Here is a 19,031-nt window from a genome sequence, read left to right as displayed (position 1 = left end):
ACACAAGAAATATTCAATTGCGGCAAAGGGCAAATAACAAGTGGTGAATATACAAATTTATTAAGGAATCCTGACAATCTTCATTCAAAAAACAAAGCTGGCTCCAGTAAATAAAACCAGTATTTAATTGAATGGATGTTATTTACCATTAAAACACATTATTCATCACAATAAAAATCATAAAAATAAAACTCAGAATGAAAGAAGACCTTCCTAAACTTTATTTTAGAGGCGACAAAAATAGTATTTCTAAGCAATATTTGAATCACCCGATGATGCAAATTTTCGTTTTCTGACATAGAAACGAACAAGCCCAAAAACAAGAAGTAGAATTAGAGGTAGTAACACATTCACAAGCTGCCAAAACAATCTTTCCGATCTAATTTTGGTTTTGTTCAGCATTCTTAATTTCACTTCCCTTGACCGTAATTGCATCCATCCGTTATCATCACACAAATAATCAACACAGTTAAGTAAAAAATTTCTATTGCCATATGTTGACTTACTATATCTGTCGTATCCCAAAGCTTCAATCTGGCGATTATTCCCCACTCCTCTTACCCTGTTCTTAATTACATCACCATCCGATATTACAATCATTTTAGTTGGAACACTTTCCGGTTTAAAATCATTTTTATTGATTCCTTTCCAGATTCTATTCTGAAAAACAGATGGAAATATCCCTTCTAATAAAACCGCAATATTCTTTGGTCCGGCAGGAAAGTCGGATGCCTCCATTTTTTGATTTACAATATTCAGACTAATTGGTTTAGGAACTTTTTCAAGTCTTGTATATTCTGAACTGGCCAACAAAACCTGTTTTTTTATCTGTTTGTTATTACCTACAAAATCAATCGAATTTGCAAACTCAGCTTTTATCACATTTAATTTTCGTGTGATTGGATGAGAATCGGGAGCTGCCAAAAGCGGTGAGTAATACCAAGGAGCCGGCGTAAACTTAACTGGCTGACCAGGTAAAGCTGTTTGCACAGGAATCAGCTGACTCTGAACATCCATTACCAAATCAGGATTAATTCTCACACCATATCTAAACAATTGGTCTTCCATATTTAATGGCTGAAAAAAGGCCATTGTACTCTCCTTAGTCACCAAACTATCCATCGAAGCAATCACCTCATCAACCAGCCACATCACGCGTCCGCCATTCATCACGTACTGATCGATCTGATATTTATCTTCTTCGGAAAACTCCTTACGGGGTTGTGCAATTACCAAGGCAGAATACCTATTTTTTTTAATATTTAAATCCTTAGCATTAATTCTATTCACTTCATAACGCTGCAGAAGAGAAGCTGTAAAATCAGCCACTTCATACTCTCCCAATTCACCATGTCCGGTAAGAAATGCTATTTTTTTTGGAATATTATTCTGTAACATTCGAATGGCCGAGGTCAGTTCAAACTCCAGCTCCTCAATGGAATGATTTAAATTTTGGTCGGATGATAAACCAGCCACACTTTTTAACAAATGAACACTAGTCTCCTTCTCTCTGTCATGAACAATAATTCCAGGAACCACCAACTTCTGATTTAAGCTGCCGTCAGTGGTTTTCTCCTGCAGATTAATTGGTTTCAAGCCTCTACTCACCAATTGATCAAGAAATTCTTTTCGTTTTTTCGGATTAGAAACATCATTAGGATTGATCAAAGAATACGATATATTAACATTGGAGTAAGACGAAAACTCATCAATCATTTCCAGGCAGGCCTTTTGCAGTTTTGTGAATCCATAAGGTAAATCTCCAGAAAGGTACACTTCAAAATATAAGTCCTTCTCTAGATGAGACACCAACTCTTTTGTATTATCCGATAAAGAATATCGTTTTTCGGAAGTCAAATCCAAACGAAAAAAATACATTTGTAAAACTTGAATAACAATTACCAAAGCCAACAGTGATATCAGCAATTGAAAAAGGTCTTTTAATTTTCTATTTCGTACCATATCTAAATTCAATTACCATTTTCTACTCTTAAGAACTGTCCGCGTCAGCAAAAGAAAAGCCACTATAATTCCTATAAAATACAGCAGGTCCCGGGAATCAACAATTCCTCTTGAAATGGATCTGTAATGTTCATTAATTCCCATCGAAACAATCTGGTTTTGCAAATATTGCATGCTGTTAATCTCACCTAAATAATCGAAACCAATAAAGAAAATGAAACAAAACACCAAAGCCAATAAGAAAGCAACAATCTGATTATCTGTTAATGAACTGGCAAACACACCTATCGAAACATAAACTCCTGCCAATAAGAACAGGCCAATAAAAGATCCCCAAAATGCTCCGGAATCAATACTCCCAGCAGGACTGCCCAAATAGTAAATGGAGTAGTAGTAAACCAGACAAAACAATAGAGAAAATGTAACAACAGCAAGACCTGCAAAATATTTTGCCAACACTACTCCCATATCGGATATTGGACGAGTCATTAAAAGTTCAATTGTACCCTGTTTTTTCTCTTCTGCAAAAAATCGCATGCATACTGCCGGTATCAAAAACAAATAAATCCAGGGTGCCATTTCAAAAAGAACATCCAAATTCGCATATCCTGAATCCAAAGGATTTGAATTGCCCGGAAAAACCCAAACAAATAATCCTGTTGCAATTAAAAATATGGAAAGAATTAAGTACCCGGAAATTGAACTGAAAAAAGTCCTGATTTCCTTGCTAAGCAGTGGCAACATATATTTAGGTTCTGGTTAAAAATTCTTATTCTACAAATTTGCAAAATTATTCCAGTTGAAAAAACTCTTTGCGAAATCAATTTAACTTACATAAATTTGATCCGTGATTACAAAATTCAATTGAAAACGATACTTTTTCGGATAAATTCTAAGTTAACATTTTAACAATGAGCTTTGATGAAATCAATACCATAAAATGAAAAACTACTTTCTCCTTTTTATATTTTTTCTTTTCTGTAAAACTGCATTTACCCAGGAAAAAAACAATAAGGACATATTCACTACTACTATTCGATATCATTACGGAGTGGTTATGCCTCATCATAAATCCATCAGTTATTTAATAAATGATCAAATTTCTGCCGTAGAATTAAATATGGGTTACATACCATCAAATGAAAAGAACTGGGCTAAGTTGTACAAACAACCTGAAGTTGGCCTTGGATTGTATCATGGCAGTTTGGGTAACAATAAGGTATTGGGGAATGTAACCGCTATTTTTCCATACATAAATTTCCCCCTATCGCGAGGTAATAAATGGGAAGTGAATACACAATTAGGAATTGGACTTGGTTATACAAAAAAACACTTCGATCCGGTTAAAAACTACACAAACCTGGCCATCGGCACCAAATTCAATGCTTTTTTTAAATTAGTTGCTCAGGGAAGCTATTCAATCAATTCTAAATGGGGAATTAATGCGGGACTTGGATTCAATCACATTTCAAATGGTGCAATTAGTGCTCCCAACAAGGGACTAAATATTTTAACAAGTAATTTTGGGGTAAAGTACTATTGGAATGAAAAAAGCCGAAAATCATTCACCCCGGCAGTAATAGAAGAGAAATTGCCCAATGAATTTGTATTGATTTGGGGCAATGGAATTAAGCAGGCTTCGGAGAAAGATCATCACAAATATTACACATCCAGCTTAACAGGGAATTATTCTTTCGGAATTAATGCAAAACAAAAAATAGGCTTTGGAATTGATTTATTTTACAATAAAGCAGCCAACAGAGGAAAATGGGATTTTGAACCTGAGACAGACTTTGAGAATCGTTTTAGTCAAGCAATTTTTATTTCTCATGATCTTGTTATAGAGAAATTTAGTATCATTGCCAACATCGGTGTTTACACCTATTATAAAACTGAGCCTGAGAAACCTATTTATACGCGACTTGGCATTCGTTACATACTCAATAAGCATTTAATAACCAGTTTGAGCTTAAAAGCACATATGGGAAAAGCCGATTATATAGAATGGGGAATCGGGTATCGAATCAAAAAAGACAAAAGTGAAAAATAAAATTTACATATTCGTTTTATTACTTCTCACACTAACATCTTGTGAAACCCTGAATCCCTTTGAGAATGAAGGAGAGTACACGGTAAAAAGGATTGATCTGCCTGAGATTTCCAGTATTAAAAATCTCAACACATTCAAAATAACATTAGTGAAAGATGAAGAAGAATTTCTTCTGTTAAAAGGTGGTAAGAACATTATTTCGAAAGCGTCTGTTGTTATAAGCGATCAAAACCTTACTATTGATCATTCTCATAAAAACAATCTTAAAATTTTTGATTTAATCGAAGCTGAAATTCATTTAAAAGAACTCAAACTAATTACAGCAAATGCTCCAGCTTCTTTTTCCAGCAAAGGAGTATTAAGTGGAAATCGATTGGATATCGACATCACTTCAAAAAGTGAACTGATAGAAATGAAGCTGGATTTAAAGTATGATTTCCTCGATTTTCATTCTTTTGGAACGGCAGCAGGAGGATATGAATTTAAAGGCATTTGCCCAACTTCAAATTATGTATTGAACGGCATTATCAACATTAAAGCTTCTGAGTTACAAAGCAAAAAAGTAAATCTGGCACAAAATGGAATTGGCGAAGCGCATGTTTGGGCCGAAAACGAACTAAACGTGACCATTTACAGCAGTGGAGACATGTATTACAAAGGAAATCCTGCTGTTACAATCAGTCGGATACAAGTTAACAACCAAAGTCCTACAGCTAAGGTATTGCCGGAATAGCATGCTACAATTTGTCAGCCTTTCTACCGCTGCAGATCTTCGTAAATCATTTTAGCAAAACGTGCTGATGCTCCTGCGCCACCTAATTTTTCGTTTAACAGCTGATAATTGTAAAGCATCTGAATACGATACTCTTTATTGAAAAGGATTTGATTCAGTTCCTGTGTTATCATCTCTTTATTGCAAGTATGCTGAATCAGCTCTTTTACAATCAATTGATCCATAATTAAATTAACGAGCGAAATGTACTTCACCTTTAAAAGCCGCTTCCCGATTGTAAATAACAACTTCCCTCCTCCAGTTAGATAACAAACTACCTGAGGAATACGAAGCAATGCCGTCTCCAAAGTTGCAGTTCCCGAAGTAACAACAGCGGCTTTCGCTTGCTGCAGTAAATCATAGGTTTGCCCATAAACAAATTGCACATTTTGATCGCCAACCACAGAAGCATAAAATTCCGCATCAATTGATGGAGCTGCTGCAACTACAAACTGATGATCAGGAAAAGAATCTACACATTCCAACATTACAGGCAACACCCGCTCAATTTCCTGCTTACGCGATCCGGCAAGTAAAGCAATAATTGGTTTTTCACCCAGTTTGTTCCTTTTAATAAAATCAGGGAAACCTTCCTCTTTGTTCGGACGATTCTCAATGGCGTCTAATAGTGGATTTCCACCAAAACTCACCTCAAAATTGTGCTTCTGATAAAATTCAGTCTCGAAAGGAAAAATGGTAAACATCCGATCTACATAGGCTTTAATCTTCTTCACCCGGGATTCTTTCCAAGCCCAGATTTTAGGCGAAATGTAATAATGAACACGAATCCCATGCTTTTTGGCAAATTTTGCCATACGCAAATTAAATCCTGGGTAATCAACCAAAATCAAAACATCCGGATTAAATCTCAGCAAATCTGTTTCACAAAGAGAAAAATTCGCTTTTATCTTTCCCAGGTTTTTCACCACAGTCAAAAACCCCATAAAAGCTGTTTCGCGATAATGCTTTACCAGTTCGCCACCCTGTGCCAACATTAAATCACCTCCCCAAAATCGAAATTCAGCTTCCGGATCCTGAATTTTCAATTCTTTCATTAAATTCGATGCGTGAAGATCTCCCGATGCCTCCCCTGTGATGATATAGTATTTCATTTTTCTAAATAGATTTGAGAAGTAAGATTTAAGAACTGAAATAATTTACACGTCACTGTCTCATATCTCACTTCTAACATCTTATATCTATACAAATTACATCCCAAAACGGAAAATCATGATCGCGAATGAATACAAAATAGTTGCCAGCAATACTCCTCTGGCCGCTTTTAGCAGATCCGTTTTGATAAAAAGAAAGAAGAAAACAATGTTCCCAAAATACACTCCAAGTGCCATTACCTTTGTGTAAATTTTATGAACTAACAAGCTATCGATAAACGTCTCTAAGCTCATCTCGGCTTTAAATCTGACAGCAAAGACAAGAAGAATTGAGAGAATAGGAACCAAAATCCCAATAATCAATCCCAAAGGGGTTGAATTAATCCTGGACTTCATAATTCCATTTTTTTAAATTCTCTAATAAAGCGTGTGCTGTCATATCAATTTGAGTTGGAACCACCGATGCATATCCATTTTTAATGGCCCACTCATCGGTTTCCTCATTATTAGGCTCTGCATTCTTAAAATGTCCGGTCAACCAGTAATAATCTCCTCCAAAAGGATCTTGTCTGTGGTCAAATTCCTCATTCCACCTGCCGGCAGCCTGCCGACACACACGAATGCCTTTGATCTCATCTTTAGGAAAATTCACATTTAAACAAACACCAGTTGATAACCCATGCTGCAACAAATTAGCGAATATTTTACGGCCATACTTTACTGATTGGGTAAAATCAGCATCAGCATCAAATACATTTAAGGAAAATCCGATGGATGGAATTCCATTGATGCAACCTTCGATAGCAGCGCCCATTGTACCGGAATACAAAACACTTACCGATGTATTTGCGCCATGATTAATCCCTGAAACCAGAAAATCAGGTACTCTTGGCAAAATCTTATTCAATGCGAGCTTAACACAATCAACAGGAGTTCCTTTACAACTATAAATATGAAGGTTCTCCTCATCCCGAACTTTTTTAATTCGAATAGGAATCTCAACAGTTATGGAATTCGATTTGCCTGAATTTGTTCGGTTTGGAGCTACCACATAAATATCTCCAAAATCTTTAACCATAGCCACCAAAGCCTTTATTCCTTTGGCATTAAGGCCATCGTCATTCGTTACAAGTATGATTGGTTTCTCTTTCAGTTCGCTCATAGTTTTGTTTTGATAATTCTACAAATATATTCGAAATAGGGGCAATAATCAATTTCCTGGAACGATAAATATTTTAACCACAAAGGAAACGCGAAGGATTTTACAAAGGAACACAAAGAAGGTCTCTTAATGTCTTTACATTCCCTATGCATTACTTTGAGTATAATGAGTAAAACGAATGTCTTAGTGCTTAATTCATTTTCTTAAAGCTTACTAATTTAAAGCCTCTATCCCGCTTGTTACTTGGAGGTAAAATTTCTACTTTTGTAAGCTTGTAGAATAAGGTGAAGTAAATGCATCACTTTATCCATAAATTTGAAAACTATCTGATAAAATACACATATAATGAAGGTATCGTACAAATGGCTTAAAGATTACATTGATATTGATCTTACACCTGCTGAAATGGATGACATTCTAACTCAAATTGGTTTGGAAGTTGGTGGAATCGAAAAAATCCAATCCATTAAAGGTGGCTTGGAAGGTTTGGTTATTGGTGAAGTGAAAACTTGTATTCCCCATCCAAATTCGGATCATTTGAGCATAACAAGTGTTGATGTGAATGGCGAAGAATTATTACCAATTGTTTGTGGTGCAGCTAATGTTGCAGCGGGACAAAAAGTGGTAGTAGCCACAGTTGGAACTGTTTTGTACGATGGTGATGAAAGCTTTACCATTAAGAAATCGAAGATTAGAGGCGAGGTTTCACTAGGTATGATTTGTGCCGAAGACGAAATTGGTGTTGGTACAGGTCACGAGGGAATTATGGAACTTCCTTTGGACGCAGTTGTAGGAACACCTGCAGCTAAGTATTTCAATGTGGAAGACGATATTGCCATTGAAATTGACTTGACTCCTAATCGTATTGATGGTGCATCTCACATTGGTGTTGCCAGAGATTTGGCTGCTTACTTAAAGCAGCAAAAAGCTATAGAATATAAAATGCCTTCGGTTGAAGCTTTTAAAGTTGAAAACAACAGTACTCCAATCGAGGTTGTTGTTGAAAACCCCGAAGCTTGTCACCGTTACTCAGGTGTTTGTGTAAGTGGTGTTACCATAGCAGAATCACCGGAATGGCTGCAAAACCGTTTGAAAGCAATTGGCTTAAAACCGATTAACAACATAGTGGATATCACCAACTTTGTATTGTTTGAAACCGGTCAGCCATTGCATGCTTTCGATTACTCGAAAATAGCAGGGAATAAAGTAATTGTAAAAACACTGGCTGGTGGAGCGCAATTTACAACTCTTGACGAAACAAAAAGGGAATTGAACGAAAACGACCTGATGATTTGCAACGCTGAAGAGCCGATGTGTATTGCAGGTGTATTCGGAGGATTAGAATCGGGTGTTAGCGCATCAACTACTTCTGTATTTCTTGAAAGTGCTTATTTCGATTCAGTATCTGTTCGTAAAACGGCTCGTCGCCATGGTTTAAATACTGATGCTTCTTTCCGTTTTGAACGTGGAACTGATCCCAACAATACCATTTATGCGATGAAACGTGCCGCTCTTTTAATTAAGGAGATTGCAGGTGGAAGCATTTCATCGGAAGTGATTGATATTTATCCGAACCCGGTTGCCGATTTTAAAGTTGAGGTAAGCGTTGATCGTATCGAGCGTTTAATCGGTAAGAAAATTGGTAAGGAAACGATCAAAAACATTTTAACAGCTCTTGAAATCGGTATCGAAAAAGAAGATGATGATACATTGAACCTGTTGGTTCCTCCGTACCGTGTGGATGTAAAACGTGAAGCCGATATTGTAGAAGAAGTATTGCGTATTTATGGTTTCAACAATGTTAAAGTTCCCGGTAAGGTAAATGCATCATTAAGCTATGCTCCAAAACCAGACGAGCACAAATTAAGAAATACCATTGCAGATCTGTTGTCGTATTCTGGTTTCAACGAGATCATGAACAACTCGCTGACCAAAGCATCTTACTACGAGAACTTGGAAAGCTTGAAACCAGAGAATACTGTTCGTATTTTCAACCCACTTAGTTCCGATTTAAATGCGATGCGTCAGAGTCTCCTTTTTGGTGGACTGGAATGCATTGCTTACAATATCAACCGTAGAAATATGGATCTAAAATTCTATGAGTTTGGTAAATCGTACCAACACTTTAAGAATGAAGAAAATGAAAATCCGGTTGACAACTATTTCGAAAAAGAACACCTGAGTGTTTTCATGTGTGGAAATAAAACTGCTGCAAACTGGAATTTAAAAGAAGAGCCAACTAACTTCTTCCACATAAAGGCATTTACTGAAAATGTTCTGAAACGTTTGGGATTTAAGATCGACAAATTAAGAATTAACGAGATTGAAAACGACCAGTTTACCGAAGGCTTAAGCTACGGCGTTAAGAAAAAGGTATTGGTTGAAGTTGGAATGGTAAGCGGTAAAATTCTAAAAGAAATGAACATTGATGTTCCTGTTTACTATGCTGATTTCGATTGGGAAACTTTAATTGGAGAAGCAACTAAAAACAAAATTGCTTACACCGAGATACCAAAATATCCTGCCGTAAAACGCGATTTGGCTTTACTCATTGACAAATCAACCAGCTTTGCTGAAATTAAAACCATCGCTTTCAACTGCGAGAAAAACTTATTAAAATCTGTTTCTCTGTTTGATATTTACGAAGGTGAAAAACTGGGCGCAGATAAAAAATCGTACGCAGTGAGTTTCATTCTTCAGGACACTGTAAAAACATTGGAAGACAAGCAGATTGATAAGATTATGCAGAAACTGATTAAGAGCTACGAAAAACAATTGGGAGCTCAGATTAGATAGTCTCACACAAATATTTATAGAGCCGGTTTCTTTTTGGGAACCGGCTTTTTTATTGATTTACATCTTAATAATAAATTTTTATTTGATAACAATTACGCTTACCAATAGGAATTTACATCATTAGGTTTTTATTGCATGTTTAAAAACATAATCAAATATAAGTTGACTAGTGTTAAGTTTAATTAATATTAACATCAAACAATATAAAACTAAATTAATTAAACAATGATTAAATTTTACAAGAGTTTAGCGTTCATCCTCGCTATGTTTTTATTTACAAATTGCGATAAAGATGAAGACATCGTTCAAAAAAGTAAACTAAAACAAATAACTGAGTTCTCAATAACGACTTCGGCAGGTAATTTAAAAGCAGTTATTAATGAGTTTAAAATTAGTATTACTGTCCCAAAAGACGTGAATCTATCGTCTTTAACACCAACAATAAAAATATCAGCTAAATCTCAAATTTTTCCTCTTGCAGATAAAGTTCAAGATTTCACAAAGCCTGTTACCTATACTGTAACCGCTGAAGATGGTAGTAAACAGGATTATACTGTTAGCGTAGAAATTGAAAAATCAAAAAATTGTACAATTTCTGAGTTTTTATTCAAACAGTTCGACCCAATAGTAACTGGATTAATCTCGAACTTCACTATTGAATTAACAGTGCCAATTGGTACCGACCTTAAAAAACTCATTCCTAATATAGTTATTTCTGACGATGCAAGCATATCACCAAAAACCGATGTAGAAACGGATTTTAGTAGTCCTGTAACATACACTGTAACAGCAGAAGACAAAACAGAACAGAAATATGTTGTTACTGTAAATTTTGCCAAAAGTTCAGAAAACAAAATACTGGAATTCAAATTCGAAGAGTTTACTCCCACTTTAATTGGCGTTATTGATCATGAAAATAACACTATTAAAGTAACAGTTCCTTGGGCAGAGAAATTTGACATTTATTCAATGAAACCAAGCATTGTTGTTTCAGAATTGGCAACTGTAAATCCGGAATCAGGTAAAGAAAACAACTTTAAGGTATCTCAAACCTACACAGTAACTGCTGAAGACAACAGTACTAAAATATATACCGCAACCGTAAGTATAGAAGAAGCCCCTGAGCCTACTCTTGAAGCTCTAACGAAAACAACTTATTCGGCAGGTGAGCAAATCACCATTAAGGGAACTAATTTTAGTGATTGTGAAGTTTCTTTAAATTATAGTTCGGGAAGTTATATAATGACCATAGATGAACAAACTACATCAGAGGTTAGTTTCACTCTTCCAAGTAGTACCAAATTAGGTGAGGCTGAATTAACAATGTATATACGCGATGTAAAATATAGCCTGGGGGACATAACCATTCTACCTCCTGCTCCTATTATTACAGGTCTATCAACAAGTAATACCGACGATAATGTGATTGTTACAATTGCTGGCGATAATTTTAGCAAAGGGAACAATATGGTCTACTTTGTATTGAACAACCAAGAACATGAGGCTTATATAAAAAAGGATGGAGACAATAGTATACAAGTTATTCTTAATCCATTATTAACTCCAGGAAGCTACAATGTGAAAGTAAAAGTTAATGATAAAGAAGTTACATCAAACAAAACTATTGAAATCACTGCACCAACTACAACAAATCCAATTATTACAGCTGTAAACAAGGCTCATCTTAAGAGAGGTGAAAAGCTCATTGTTGATGGAGCTAATTTAACTGGAAATCCTATACAGATCAGCATTATAGGTAACAATGGTTCAATTGTTAGAAATGTAAAAGTTCTATCAGACACTCAGGTTGAGTATGTGATACCAGAAGACCTAAACTCAGGAATCTATGAGATTTCATTGCAGATGTACATCGATTATGATCTTAAGTTTAGTAATGTACTATACAATATAAGCATTGAAGACTAAACGATAATTTCAAAAAAAAAAATTGCAGAAACTGATTAAGAGCTACGAAAAACAATTGGGAGCTCAGATTAGATAGTCTCACACAAATATTTATAGAGCCGGTTTCCTTTTGGGAGCCGGCTTTTTTATTCCTGAAATGAATTATAATCTGCAGCATTCATTCCTATTTCTAAGATAAATTCCACAACAATTAAAAAGCTACTTTAACATTTGCTTAACTATTTACATTTAATACCTACAGGTATTTTTATTATTTTGCAGATCGATTATAAATAAAAATACAAGAAGATGTCAATAGTGAGTTTTGGAGAACATGTAGACGGAATTGGCTACAAAGTTTTAAACGAGAGGGAAGTTCGGGCAAGTGCAGGTATCCTATTCATAATGGGATTGGTTGCTGTTGTTGCCGGAGTATTTTTTCAAAATTATACGCCAATTCCTTACGTATCGGGATTTATGATGCTAAGCTTCCTGATAAGCGTGTTTATTAATCCTAAATACGCTCCATCAAATGCTATAGCCCGATTAATTGTGCTAAAACAAGAACCAATATACATTGGAGCCGTGCAAAAAAAAATTGCATGGAGTTTAGGATTGGCCATTTCATCGGTCGTATTCTTTTTATCAATTCCTTTGCAAAGCGACCCAACAATTTTTGAATCGGTTTGCATGCTTTGTCTGCTCTGCATGCTTTTAATGTTTGTTGAAACCGCATTTGGTATTTGTGTTGGCTGTCAGCTTTATTTTCTGGCCGTTAAACTAAAATTGATGAAACAACCGGATGTAAAACCGAACTGCATGGGCAATTCCTGCGAAGTGCAAACTGCAGAATAAATACAAATTAAACGACGATAGAAAGCCGGTTTCCTTTTGGGGAGACCGGCTTTGTTTATTATCAAAATCCGCTTTAATTAAATTTTAGAACGATCGAGTCTGAAAAGTAAAACAGAACCAGTTAGTTCGCATCTTTTTCAACCAAGATATCACAGAACAAAAACATTTTAAAAAGCTTATTTCCAGATTAATTTTGCCTTACCCCTCTATTATTGCTAATTATTTAAGGGCGTGTCTCTCAATTCTTCACGCAAATCCGTCTCAAAATTTAAGTTTGTGCAAAAAATCGCACCTATTTAATATGATGTGCATAGAGGTTCAATCAAGCCAGTAGAACGTAAACAAAGTAAGACTTGTGCATTTCAATAATTTTAACAAATCACTTGCAATCGGGTTCAAAAGAAGAGCAATAAACACTTGCTGCCCATAATTTTTCGCTCCTGTTCCCTCCTGCGAACACCAAAGCCTTAAAGCCTGATCATAAAAAGCTATAATTTATTGGCACAAGCTTTTGTTTTTAACATATCTTTTCTAATTTCAAAAACCAAAATGTTTTATTTAACAAGCCAATTGATAATTCAACCCGAAAAAAATTTAATAAATGGCAAACGTGACAACGACAAAAACAATTTATGAATTGGTTCTTGAAATTTCTGAAAACAAGATTATTTCACCAACTATTCCTGTAGATATTACCATTGGCGAGGCCGGAATACTTCACCAAAATGCAATAGAAGACAAAGCAGAGCTTTTGGCAAAAGGGGTAAGCGAAGATTCAATTAATGAGCTTCCTTTGAGAGCTAAATTTTTACAAGAACGGCAATCAATATGGACTGCAGTTTATCAATCAGCCTTAACCAGCAACAAAGAATGGGAAGCAAAAATTAATGAAGCCAGCCAATTGCATCGGGAATTAAAGTTCGATTTTAAGTTTGCCTACAGAAACCACCCGGATATTCTGAAAAAACTGCAAAACATATTGAGAGGCCGTGGTCATATGAATTTGATTCAGGACATGAGCGACTACTATGCATTTGCCAAACAATATCCAGAACCTTTGGCCGCGATTCTATTTGATACGACTAAAATTGACCGCTCGAAACAACTGTCGCATGAGCTGCACGAACTAATGAACCGGGTTAATGGGGTGAAAAACAGCAAAAAAAGACCGGAAAAACAGCTTCGCGACAGAGCCTACACCTATCTGAAACAATTGGTTGACGAAATTCGTGCCTACGGGAAATATGCTTTCTGGGACGACAAAGAAAAACAAAAAAGATATTCGAGTGAGTATATAAGAAGTAAAAACAAAAGGAATAACAAGTTAACTGAAATAAATAACTAGCTAAAAAGCCTAAATCTGCTGGCCTAATTTGCATCAGGAATATAATTTAAATATCAGAAGCACATTTATACGAATCAGTAGTCAATTTTAACAATCAGGAGAATCAATTTAAGCATCAGGGATATAAAAAAATCCGATAGATATTTAAAATTTACATCAGGAATATCAAAAACTCCAACAGAAATATGAATTCAACCAATGGGAATCATTTTCTACATATTATAGTACTGTGACAAAAAAAAAACAGATAAACATTAATTTCTCCCATCAAAATTTTGCTCTTTTAAAATTTCCCTTTACCTTCGTTTCGTAGTTTTACGAAATACGAAACAAATGGAAGTAAAAGAGTTTTATTCTACTGAAGAAAAACAATTGGCCCGATTTGCCAAAGCCTTGTCGCATCCTGTGCGCATTTACATTTGCGATTTACTTTCGAAACAAACCTGCTGCTACAGCGGCGATTTGGCAGAGGAAGTTCCCATTGCCAGATCAACCCTTTCTCAGCATTTAAAAGAACTAAAAAATGCAGGTTTAATTCAGGGCGAAATTACCCCTCCTAAAATTAAATACTGCCTGAACAAAGAAAATTGGGCTATGGCTCAAAAATTATTTAAAGAATTTTTCAAATAATAGATGTGAGATACCGGATATGAGATTTCAGACTCAATCTCCTCTCCCGCTCTCTTCAAAGCAAATTACTATTAACACAAACAAAATATTATTATGGAAATTAAAGTATTAGGTCCGGGCTGTAAAAAATGCGGCACATTAGCCGAAGCAGCCAAAAAAGCAGTAGAAGAACTTGCAATTGATGCAAACATCACGAAAGTGGATGATATGGTAAAGATTCTATCTTATGGTGTGATGTCAACTCCTGCTCTTGTTATCAACGAAAAAGTGGTAGTGAGCGGAAAAGTCCCTTCAGTATCTGAAATCAAAGAATTTATTCAAAACGCATAAACATTTATAAAATGAAAAACCTGGCATTATATAGTCTACTGGCAATTGGTATTAGCTTTGCTTCTTGTCAATCGAATACAAAAAAAGAAACTGCAAAAGCAGAAACCAAAGTTGCCTGCACTAATGATTGCAGTAAATGTGAAAAATCTGCAGAAAGTAAATTAACCACGCAAAACGTTGAAAACGCAGGTATCTATTATTTTCATGGCGACAGAAAATGCAAAACGTGTAAAGCTGTAGGCGAAAAAGCAAAGGAGATTGCAGAAAAAATGAATGCAAAATTCTTCGATATTAATCTGGATGAAGAAGGAAATGAAGCTTTGGCTAAAGAATTTCAGGCATCGGGCTCTTCCCTTTTCATTAAGCACAGCAAATCAGGTGAAATTGAAAACTTAACCAATTTTGCATTCCGTACTGCTATTAACGACACCAAAGCTTACGTTGAAAAACTGGAATCTACCTTAAAAGCCGATATGTAATTTCTATTCAATATTGACTTGATTGAAGAAATATTGATGACACACGGCAATATAAATTGTGATGTGATTAAGATATATTGCCGTTTTTATTTTCAGAAACAATTGCAAAATGGAATATTTAGATCAACTTTTATCCCAAAGCAACTTACCTGTTCTTTCAGCATTCCTGCTTGGCCTTATGACTGCAATTAGTCCATGTCCTTTGGCCACAAATATTACTGCAACTGCATATATCAGTAAGAATTTGGGGAACAGGAAAAAGATTTTTATCAGTGGTCTGATTTACACACTGGGCAGAGCCGTTAGCTATACTGTTTTGGGCATCATTTTGTATTTTGGGGCCAGTAAATTTAACATATCCTCATTCTTCAACGCCTATGGGGAACGATTATTGGGTCCGATTTTAATTCTGGTTGGAATATTTATGCTCGATATAATTTCGATCAATTTTCCAGGAGTTGGAAAACTAACGAATAAAATTAATGGTGAGAAAATTAAAGGAAGCTACTGGGGAGCATTGTTCTTAGGTATTGTTTTTGCACTGGCGTTCTGCCCTTATAGCGGCATTTTGTACTTCGGAATGTTAATTCCTTTAAGCATTTCTCAACCCGATGGATTGTTTCTCCCAATAGTTTATGCCATTGCAACCGGTCTTCCGGTTATAATAATTGCTTATCTGCTTGCTTTCACACTATCGGGTGTAGGCAGTTTTTACAACAAGGTTAAAAGTTTCGAGTATTGGTTTAGAAAAGTGGCTGCTGTCATTTTCATTCTATCCGGTCTCTATTTCACTTACATCTTTTTTATTGCTTAAAGGCTATCAATCACTATGATTAAATCAATACAAATCACAAATAGAAAGCAACTTCTTCTGGCTTTTCTTTTACTTCCCGTATGGTATTTATTGTATGCCAATCTGCAAAATATATCCGATTTTTTAATCGATACCGTTTTTCAGATGCAAAAAGGCACGCACCTTTCAGAAACCTTGCGCTTCTTTATTTTCGAAGTTCCTAAGGTTCTCCTGTTATTAGTCCTCATTATTTTTGGTGTAGGTATTATCCGCAGCTATTTCTCACCTGAAAAAACCAGAAACGCTTTGGCTGGAAAATCCACTTTCATGGGAAATATTCTGGCAGCATTGCTTGGTATCTTGACTCCTTTCTGCTCTTGTTCTGCAATTCCTTTATTTCTGGGATTTGTGGAGGCAGGCGTACCTTTAGGCGTTACCTTCAGTTTCTTGATTGCCGCACCAATGGTAAATGAAATCGCACTTATTATGCTGGTTGGTTTATTTGGATGGAAAACTGCAATTATCTACACACTAACAGGTTTATTGATCGCGGTTTTTGCCGGCTATCTAATAGGAGTTTTAAAGCTTGAAAAATATATACAAGCCTGGGTTTTTGATGTAAAAACCGGACAAGCAGGAACAGATGAAACCAAAATGAACTTTTCGCATCGTATTAAGGTTGGTTTGGATACAGTTAAAGAAATTGTCGGTAAAATTTGGCTCTACATAGTTATTGGTGTTGCAATTGGCGCGGCGGCGCATGGTTACGTTCCTGAAGATTACATGGCTGCACTAATGGGAAAATCAGCATGGTACTCTGTTCCTTTATCTATTCTTATCGGGATTCCCATGTATTCAAATGCAGCAGGCATCATTCCAATTGTGAGTGTTTTAATCGAAAAAGGAGCTTCGCTGGGAACTTCACTTGCCTTTATGATGTCGGTAATTGGTTTGTCCTTGCCCGAAATTATTATCCTTAAAAAGGTATTAAAAATGCCTTTGATATTGGCATTTGTAGGAATAGTTGCTGCAGGAATTCTTTGTGTTGGATTTATTTTTAATTTTATCTATTAAGGGATGAACAATTTGTCTTGCAAACTGTTTTAGGAATAGTTATATGCAACATATCAAATCAGATCAAAATTATTCAGACCCTATCGTACTTTTCGATGGGGTTTGCAATTTATGTACTACTTCCGTTCGATTTTTACTTGCCTGTAACAGAAAAGAAAATCTTCATTTTGCATCACTTCAGTCTGACTTTGCCAAAGATTTACTGGTTCAATACAAACTTACCAATGAAGAACTTAGCACCATAATCTTCATCGAAAACAAGCAGATTTACACAAAAAGCTCCGCCGTTTTAGAAGTAACGAAACACTTAATTTATCCTTGGAGAGCATTGTACTTCTTTAAGTTCGTACCAAGAATAATTACCGATTGGGTATACAATCTAATTTCAAGAAACCGATACAATTGGTTTGGTAAAAAAAACCAATGTATGATTCCAAAACCAAAGTGGAAACATCGGTTTTTCTGAGTAATTAAAACTCTTAAAGCATAAAAAAACCGGAATCCATAAGGACTCCGGTTATATATCTTAGCAAAAGAATTAGTCTCCGAAACAGATACCAACACCTTTTGCAGTTTTAACCAAATTAGCTTTTGGATCAACAAGATTTTGTTTTCCGATAGCTTCCGGAAGAGGAACACCAACAACCTCAGGATGACGATAAGCCACCATTTGACCAAATTTTCCTTCCAACACCATCTCGAATGCCTTAACACCAAATTGAGTTGCTAAAACACGATCGTAAGCCAAAGGAATACCACCACGTTGCAAGTGACCTAATACTGTGGTACGAATATCAGCCTCAACACCAGCTTCTTTCAATTCAACCAACAAACGATCAGCAGCACCGCTTAATTTCAGGTTAGGATTTCCAACTTCAGTACTTTCAGCAGCTAAAGCAGCACCACCTATAGGCATAGCACCTTCAGCAACAACGATAATACCAAAACCCTTTCCTTTTAGGAAACGAGTATCTAATTTTTCCTTTACTTTTTTAATATCGTAAGGAACCTCCGGAATCAAACAAGCTTCTGCACCACCAGCAATAGCAGCACTTAAAGCAATCCATCCCGCATCACGTCCCATAGCTTCCAAAATAAAAACACGGTTATGAGATGCCGCAGTAGTTTTTAATTTATCAACAGCTTCAGTACAAATCTGTACTGCAGTTTGGTAACCGAAAGTAAAATCTGTTGCAGAAAGGTCATTATCAATGGTTTTAGGTACCCCAATAATGTTCAATCCTTTTTCGTAAAGAGCTTGTGAAATTTTCTGAGAACCATCGCCACCAATACTAATTACAGCATCGATTCCCAAGTATTGTAATTTGCGAATCATTTCGTCTGAACGATCGGCAGAACCCCAAGAGCCATCTTTATTTTTAACCGGCCAAGCAAATGGACCACCCTTTGTGGTAGTTCCAATTATTGTACCACCTTGGTAGTGGATTCCTTTTACAGCAGCATCATCTAATATTTTTATCTCAGTTGGTTCTTTCAATATTCCATCGAAAGACTGAATACTTCCTACTACTTCCCAATCTTTTTCCTGAGCTGCACGTTTCACAACGGCGCGAATTACAGCATTCAACCCTGGGCAATCACCACCTCCGGTTGCAACTAATACTCTTTTCATAATTGTCAATTTAATATATTTCAATCAATTTGCTTGGCTAGCTCGGCTAAAGTAAAAATATTTTTTCAATCTCGAACAAACAATTTCACAATCAATGAATTGCAATCGATTTCGGGGTCATTTTTTATAATGA

18 protein-coding genes are annotated in these 19,031 nt (G+C 35.8%); 12 read left to right on the top strand and 6 right to left on the bottom strand.

Going from position 1 to position 19,031, the window contains the following annotated elements; translation table 11 throughout:
• Positions 1 to 249: 249 nt before the first annotated feature.
• Both gldG and gldF read right to left on the bottom strand, forming a co-directional pair.
• Entirely contained in the window at positions 250 to 1,962 is a 1,713-nt protein-coding gene (gene gldG / locus ACY0M5_RS07990; protein WP_461631388.1) for a gliding motility-associated ABC transporter substrate-binding protein GldG, read from the bottom strand.
• 12 nt (positions 1,963 to 1,974) lie between these two features.
• Complete coding sequence (gene gldF, locus ACY0M5_RS07985; RefSeq protein WP_461631387.1) at positions 1,975 to 2,706, bottom strand: gliding motility-associated ABC transporter permease subunit GldF; 732 nt, start codon at positions 2,704 to 2,706, stop codon at positions 1,975 to 1,977.
• Between the two features lie 196 nt (positions 2,707 to 2,902).
• Here gldF and ACY0M5_RS07980 point away from each other — a divergent pair, with 196 nt between their 5' ends.
• Together ACY0M5_RS07980 and ACY0M5_RS07975 are read left to right on the top strand one after the other, a co-directional pair.
• The gene (locus ACY0M5_RS07980) at positions 2,903 to 4,012 is read left to right on the top strand and encodes an acyloxyacyl hydrolase (RefSeq protein WP_461631386.1); all 1,110 of its coding nucleotides are present in this window, start codon (positions 2,903 to 2,905) and stop codon (positions 4,010 to 4,012) included.
• Positions 4,002 to 4,745 carry a GIN domain-containing protein gene (locus ACY0M5_RS07975; RefSeq protein WP_461631385.1) on the top strand — a complete coding sequence of 248 codons (744 nt, stop codon included), beginning with the start codon at positions 4,002 to 4,004 and terminating at the stop codon, positions 4,743 to 4,745. Before ACY0M5_RS07980 ends, ACY0M5_RS07975 begins: the two co-directional genes overlap by 11 nt.
• A gap of 23 nt (positions 4,746 to 4,768) precedes the next feature.
• On the opposite strand, the gene lpxB is transcribed toward ACY0M5_RS07975, so the two are convergent.
• From lpxB to surE, 3 genes are all read right to left on the bottom strand, one after another.
• The gene (lpxB, locus tag ACY0M5_RS07970; RefSeq protein ID WP_124992075.1) at positions 4,769 to 5,896 is read right to left on the bottom strand and encodes a lipid-A-disaccharide synthase; all 1,128 of its coding nucleotides are present in this window, start codon (positions 5,894 to 5,896) and stop codon (positions 4,769 to 4,771) included.
• 96 nt (positions 5,897 to 5,992) lie between these two features.
• Positions 5,993 to 6,292: a hypothetical protein gene (locus ACY0M5_RS07965; RefSeq protein WP_461631384.1), complete on the bottom strand. Its 300-nt coding sequence runs from the start codon at positions 6,290 to 6,292 to the stop codon at positions 5,993 to 5,995.
• Entirely contained in the window at positions 6,276 to 7,058 is a 783-nt protein-coding gene (gene surE, locus ACY0M5_RS07960; protein WP_124992077.1) for a 5'/3'-nucleotidase SurE, read from the bottom strand. The genes ACY0M5_RS07965 and surE overlap by 17 nt, the downstream gene beginning before the upstream one ends.
• Positions 7,059 to 7,403: 345 nt before the next feature.
• Between surE and pheT the strand changes: the two genes are divergently transcribed.
• From pheT to ACY0M5_RS07910, 10 genes are all read left to right on the top strand, one after another.
• Positions 7,404 to 9,854, top strand: coding sequence for a phenylalanine--tRNA ligase subunit beta (gene pheT, locus ACY0M5_RS07955; RefSeq protein ID WP_461631383.1), 2,451 nt, complete (start codon positions 7,404 to 7,406; stop codon positions 9,852 to 9,854).
• Positions 9,855 to 10,079: 225 nt separating this feature from the next.
• Positions 10,080 to 11,780 carry a DUF5018 domain-containing protein gene (locus tag ACY0M5_RS07950; RefSeq protein WP_156194995.1) on the top strand — a complete coding sequence of 567 codons (1,701 nt, stop codon included), beginning with the start codon at positions 10,080 to 10,082 and terminating at the stop codon, positions 11,778 to 11,780.
• Between the two features lie 288 nt (positions 11,781 to 12,068).
• Complete coding sequence (locus tag ACY0M5_RS07945) at positions 12,069 to 12,614, top strand: DUF4395 domain-containing protein (protein ID WP_461631382.1); 546 nt, start codon at positions 12,069 to 12,071, stop codon at positions 12,612 to 12,614.
• A 601-nt stretch (positions 12,615 to 13,215) separates the two neighbouring features.
• Entirely contained in the window at positions 13,216 to 13,959 is a 744-nt protein-coding gene (locus ACY0M5_RS07940) for a hypothetical protein (protein WP_461631381.1), read from the top strand.
• A gap of 333 nt (positions 13,960 to 14,292) precedes the next feature.
• Positions 14,293 to 14,589 carry an ArsR/SmtB family transcription factor gene (locus ACY0M5_RS07935; protein WP_461631380.1) on the top strand — a complete coding sequence of 99 codons (297 nt, stop codon included), beginning with the start codon at positions 14,293 to 14,295 and terminating at the stop codon, positions 14,587 to 14,589.
• A gap of 93 nt (positions 14,590 to 14,682) precedes the next feature.
• Positions 14,683 to 14,919 (top strand): thioredoxin family protein, encoded by a 237-nt coding sequence (locus ACY0M5_RS07930; protein ID WP_101309321.1) that lies wholly within the window; start codon positions 14,683 to 14,685, stop codon positions 14,917 to 14,919.
• Between the two features lie 11 nt (positions 14,920 to 14,930).
• Positions 14,931 to 15,398, top strand: coding sequence for a nitrophenyl compound nitroreductase subunit ArsF family protein (locus ACY0M5_RS07925; protein ID WP_156194992.1), 468 nt, complete (start codon positions 14,931 to 14,933; stop codon positions 15,396 to 15,398).
• Between the two features lie 109 nt (positions 15,399 to 15,507).
• Entirely contained in the window at positions 15,508 to 16,212 is a 705-nt protein-coding gene (locus tag ACY0M5_RS07920) for an aromatic aminobenezylarsenical efflux permease ArsG family transporter (RefSeq protein ID WP_461631379.1), read from the top strand.
• Between the two features lie 15 nt (positions 16,213 to 16,227).
• Complete coding sequence (locus ACY0M5_RS07915) at positions 16,228 to 17,265, top strand: permease (protein WP_156194991.1); 1,038 nt, start codon at positions 16,228 to 16,230, stop codon at positions 17,263 to 17,265.
• Between the two features lie 43 nt (positions 17,266 to 17,308).
• Positions 17,309 to 17,731 (top strand): thiol-disulfide oxidoreductase DCC family protein, encoded by a 423-nt coding sequence (locus ACY0M5_RS07910; RefSeq protein WP_461631378.1) that lies wholly within the window; start codon positions 17,309 to 17,311, stop codon positions 17,729 to 17,731.
• A gap of 72 nt (positions 17,732 to 17,803) precedes the next feature.
• Here ACY0M5_RS07910 and ACY0M5_RS07905 read toward each other — a convergent pair whose 3' ends face one another.
• Entirely contained in the window at positions 17,804 to 18,898 is a 1,095-nt protein-coding gene (locus ACY0M5_RS07905) for a 6-phosphofructokinase (protein ID WP_124992087.1), read from the bottom strand.
• Positions 18,899 to 19,031 lie beyond the last annotated feature (133 nt).

Origin of the sequence: Labilibaculum euxinicum (assembly GCF_963678175.1) — a bacterium.
GTDB lineage: Bacteria > Bacteroidota > Bacteroidia > Bacteroidales > Marinifilaceae > Labilibaculum > Labilibaculum euxinus.
The sequence above is the reverse complement of the archived record's forward strand: the minus strand, read 5'-3'. Positions and strand labels throughout refer to the sequence as shown.